This is a genomic window from Aeromicrobium sp. PFPM2_SD2, assembly GCF_057364525.1.
The window spans coordinates 1-3,949 of record NZ_JBNFNZ010000226.1 but is presented as its reverse complement, the minus strand read 5'-3'; the positions used below and the strand labels follow the sequence as shown (position 1 = coordinate 3,949).

Annotated in this window: 4 protein-coding genes and 1 pseudogene; 1 reads left to right on the top strand and 4 read right to left on the bottom strand. The window is 74.6% G+C overall.

Going from position 1 to position 3,949, the window contains the following annotated elements; all coding sequences use genetic code 11:
- Window positions 1-354 precede the first annotated feature (354 nt).
- Entirely contained in the window at window positions 355-1,080 is a 726-nt protein-coding gene (gene lipB, locus AC2W7G_RS10825; RefSeq protein WP_485868435.1) for a lipoyl(octanoyl) transferase LipB, read from the top strand.
- Window positions 1,081-1,092: 12 nt separating this feature from the next.
- Here the strand turns inward: lipB and AC2W7G_RS10820 are convergent, their stop codons facing one another.
- The 4 genes and pseudogenes from AC2W7G_RS10820 to AC2W7G_RS10805 all read right to left on the bottom strand — a co-directional run bounded on the left by AC2W7G_RS10820 (window position 1,093) and on the right by AC2W7G_RS10805 (window position 3,835).
- Complete coding sequence (locus tag AC2W7G_RS10820; RefSeq protein ID WP_485868434.1) at window positions 1,093-1,797, bottom strand: ABC transporter permease; 705 nt, start codon at window positions 1,795-1,797, stop codon at window positions 1,093-1,095.
- Window positions 1,689-2,288, bottom strand: coding sequence for a hypothetical protein (locus AC2W7G_RS10815; protein ID WP_485868433.1), 600 nt, complete (start codon window positions 2,286-2,288; stop codon window positions 1,689-1,691). Before AC2W7G_RS10815 ends, AC2W7G_RS10820 begins: the two co-directional genes overlap by 109 nt.
- Window positions 2,285-3,159 (bottom strand): annotated as a pseudogene (locus AC2W7G_RS10810) (ABC transporter ATP-binding protein). Before AC2W7G_RS10810 ends, AC2W7G_RS10815 begins: the two are co-directional and overlap by 4 nt.
- A 79-nt stretch (window positions 3,160-3,238) precedes the next feature.
- On the bottom strand, window positions 3,239-3,835 hold the full coding sequence (locus AC2W7G_RS10805) for a response regulator (protein ID WP_485868432.1): 597 nt from the start codon (window positions 3,833-3,835) through the stop codon (window positions 3,239-3,241).
- Between the last annotated feature and the right edge of the window lie 114 nt (window positions 3,836-3,949).

Sequence of the window (3,949 nt, the reverse complement as noted above, 5' to 3'; positions counted from 1 at the left end):
GGTCGACCACCGTCCACGACCAAGCGGTCCGGACGCTCGACGGTGGTGCGGCAGGCCAGCGTCTCGACCCCGGCCCCGCGCAGCCGCAGGCCTCGCGCGCGGTAGGCGGCCAGCAGCCGCTCGTCGGAGGTCCGCAGCGGCGACCCGGGCACGTACACGTCCGCGAGGGCGGCCGGGCGTCGTGCTCGAGCGCGGCCGTCCGCCGCGCGTCGAGCGACTCCAGCACGACGCAGCCGGCGTCGGTGCGGGCGAAGGTGGTGAGCAGGACGAGCAGCCAGTCGATCATCGGCCCAGCGTGCGCCCCGGCGGCCGAGCCGGGCCGGGCGTCGTCCACAGCCGGAGTACGGTGAGGCCATGGCCTCTGCGGACGTCCCCGGCGGACTCGTGACGATCGCCGACCGGTTCGGCGCGGCGGCGCTCGACTACGAGGAGGCGTGGGACCTGCAGCGCCAGCTGCACGCGGCCCGGGTCGAGGGCACCGGCCCCGACACCCTGCTGCTGCTCGAGCACCCGCCGGTCTACACGGCCGGCAAGCGCACCGAGCCGTGGGAGCGGCCCCAGGACGGCTCGAAGGTCGTCGACGTCGACCGCGGCGGCAAGATCACCTACCACGGTCCCGGCCAGCTGGTCGGCTACCCGATCGTCCGGCTGCCCGCCCACGTGTACGTCGTCGACTACGTGCGCCGGGTCGAGGAGGCCGTCATCCGCGCCCTCCGCGACCTCGGCGTGACCACCGGACGCGTGCCCGGCCGCTCCGGCGTCTGGCTCGCCGCCGGCGACGGGCGTCCCGAGCGCAAGGTCTCGGCCATCGGCATCCGCGTCTCGCGCGGCGTCACGATGCACGGGTTCAGCCTCAACTGCGACATGGACATGAGCGCGTACGACCGGTTCGTGCCGTGCGGCATCTCCGACGCCGGCGTCACCAGCCTGGCCCTCGAGCTCGGCCGGCCGGTGGACGTCCGCGAGGCCGCCGCGGCCGTGGAGCCGCACCTGCGCGACCTGCTCGCCTGGGAGCCGTACACGGCGTCCCCGGACATCGAGCGCGCGACCGACGCCCACCCGTCGATCGCGCTGCTCTAGCCCACGCCGGCGTCACTCGGCCAGGCGCAGGGCCTCCTTGTAGCCGATCTTGTCGCCGGTGCGCAGCAGCGTCCGCTCGAACACCCGGGCCCCGAGCCGCACCAGCAGGAACGCCGCCAGCACCGTGCCGCCCAGCGCGACGGCCACCTGCCACCACGGCACGTCGCCCTCGGCCATGCGGGCCGGCATCATCATCGACGAGACGACCGGCACCATCGAGACGACGGTCTTGAGCGACTCCCCACCGAGCACGGCCAGGAAGTACGGGCCCATCACCAGCATCTGGGCCGGCAGCGTCGTCGACTGCAGGTCCTGCTGGCGCGAGGCCAGCGAGCCGGCGACCGACCACAGGCTGGCCAGCGCGACGAACCCGACGAGGAAGAACAGCACGTACCAGGCGAGCGGGGCCCCCACCACGTCCAGCAGGTCGTCCTGCCCGGTCGCGGCCAGCGCCGCGACGCCGGCCACGACGAACAGCAGCACCTGACCCAGCGCCAGCGCGGTGTTGGCGGCGATCTTGCCCCACAGCAGCTGCCGGATCGGGACGGCGGCGGCCAGGATCTCCACGACCCGGCTCTCCTTCTCCTGCGTGATGCTGCCGGCGATCGTCATGCCGAAGCCGATCGCGGTGAGGAAGAACAGCAGCACGAAGACGAACGAGACGGCCTGGCGGGCACCGGCCTGGGACGCGGCCGGGTCGAGCAGGCGCTCGTCCACGGCCGCTCCCGCTCGACGCGCGGCCAGGTCGGACCGTCCTGGGCCTGGGGCGGTTGGCCGCGATCGCGGACGAGCGCGCGGCGACCGACAGGGCGGACGACAGCGTCGAGTCGACCTCGCGGTCGCCGGACGACCTCCCAACCGCTGTCGCGGGCGACGAGCGCGGCGTCGGCGTCGCCGTCGCGGACCGCGGTCTCGGCCGCGTCGACGTCGTCGTAAGTCTCGCTCGTGACGACCACGCGGTCGTCGGTGCTGCGGGCCACGTCGGAGGCGGCCTCGACCACCCGGGCGGCGGTCGCGTCGGTGACGGCGACCGTGCGGTCCTGGTCGCGGCCCTGGAACCAGTGCACGCCCACGATGAGCAGCACGAGGCCGAGGACGGAGATGGCGGTCGACCAGCGGAAGGCCTTGGCCCGGACCTGGACGGCGGCCTCGCGGCGCGCGACGACGCGCCACATGCCGCGGGTGCTGGGATCGGTGCGCTCGCTCATCGGGTGGCCTCTCGGAAGATCTCGGACAGGGGCGGACGGACGACGGTGACCTCGTGGACGTCCGCGCGCTCCACGAGGGTGCGGACGAGGGCGGGCACGTCGAGGCCGTCCAGCTCGACGAGGCCGGACGGACCGTCGACGTCCAGGACCCGCACGCCCGGGACGTCGCGCAGCCACGCGGCGTCGCTGCCGAGCCGGACGCGGTGGCGGTCGCCCCCGCGCCCGCGCAGCTCGTCGACGGTGCCGGCGGCCACGAGGCGTCCGGCGGACAGCACGACGAGGTCGTCGCACAGTCGCTCGACCAGGTCGAGCTGGTGGCTCGAGAAGAGCACCGGCAGGTCCTTGGCCTCGGCCCGGAGCAGCTCGACCATCGAGTCGACGGCCAGCGGGTCCAGGCCGCTGAACGGCTCGTCCAGCACCAGCGCGGTCGGGCCGTGGACGAGCGCGGCGGCGATCTGCACGCGCTGCTGGTTGCCCAGCGACAGCGTGTCGAGCAGGTCCCCGGCCCGGCCGGTGAGCCCGAAGTGCTCGAGCAGCTCGTCGGTGCGCTGGCGGGCGCGCCGGCGTCCAGGCCGTGCAGGCGGGCGAAGTACACGAGCTGGTCGGCGACGGTCATGCGCGGGTACAGGCCGCGCTCCTCGGGCATGTAGCCGAAGCGGCGGCGCTCAGCGGCGCTGACCGGGCGGCCGTCCCACAGGACGCGGCCGGACGTCGGCGCCAGGACGCCCATCATCATCCGCATCGTGGTGGTCTTGCCGGCGCCGTTGGCGCCGACGAAGCCGGTCATGCGTCCGGGACGGACCTCGAACGACACGTCGTCGACGACGACGGCGTCGCCGAAGGCGCGGGTCAGGGACTCGACGGTGATCATGACCGCGACGCTACGGACGCCGCGCGGTCGCCCGCATCGGCCGCGCGGCCACTTCTGGATGGCCGCGCGGACGAGGCGCTCAGGCGTCGCGGCCGACGAGCCCCGACTCGTAGGCCACGACGACGGCCTGCACCCGGTCGCGGGCGCCGGTCTTGGCCAGCACGCGCGAGACGTGCGACTTCACCGTGGCGCCGCTGACGTGCATCTCGCGGGCGATCTCGGCGTTGCTCAGGCCGCGGGCGAGCAGCACCAGCACGTCGCGCTCGCGGTCGGTGAGGTCGGCGACGCGGGCGTCGAGCTCGCGCGACCCGAGCGCGGTGGAGCGGGCGATGACCCGGGCGGTGACCTCGGGAGCCAGCAGCGCCTGCCCGGCGGCCACGCGGCGGATGGCCGCGACGAGGTCGTCCGGCGGGCTGGTCTTGAGCAGGAAGCCGCTGGCCCCGGCACGCAGCCCGGCGAACAGGTACTCGTCGTCGTCGAACGTGGTGAGGATGACGACCTTCGTGCCCGGGTGGTCGGCGACGACGCGCTCGGTGGCGGCGATGCCGTCGGTGCCGGGCATCTGCACGTCCATGAGGACGACGTCCGGCGCGAGGGCCGCGACCTGGCGGACGGCCTCCTCGCCGTCGCGCGCCTCGCCGACGACCTCCACGTCGTCCTCGACCTCGAGGATCATGGCGAAGCGGCCCGCAGCAGCTGCTGGTCGTCCACCAGCAGGACGCGGATCGGGGCGCTCACGAGCCGCCCTCCGCCGGCACGCGGACCCGGACGCGGAAGCCGCCCTGCGGGC

What these genes read in the sequence shown, in the direction of transcription:
- AC2W7G_RS10815 (WP_485868433.1), bottom strand. Translation starts at nt 2,288, where the DNA reads ATGAGCGAGCGCACCGATCCCAGCACCCGCGGCATGTGGCGCGTCGTC.
- AC2W7G_RS10805 (WP_485868432.1), bottom strand. Translation starts at nt 3,835, where the DNA reads ATGATCCTCGAGGTCGAGGACGACGTGGAGGTCGTCGGCGAGGCGCGC.
- lipB (WP_485868435.1), top strand. Translation starts at nt 355, where the DNA reads ATGGCCTCTGCGGACGTCCCCGGCGGACTCGTGACGATCGCCGACCGG.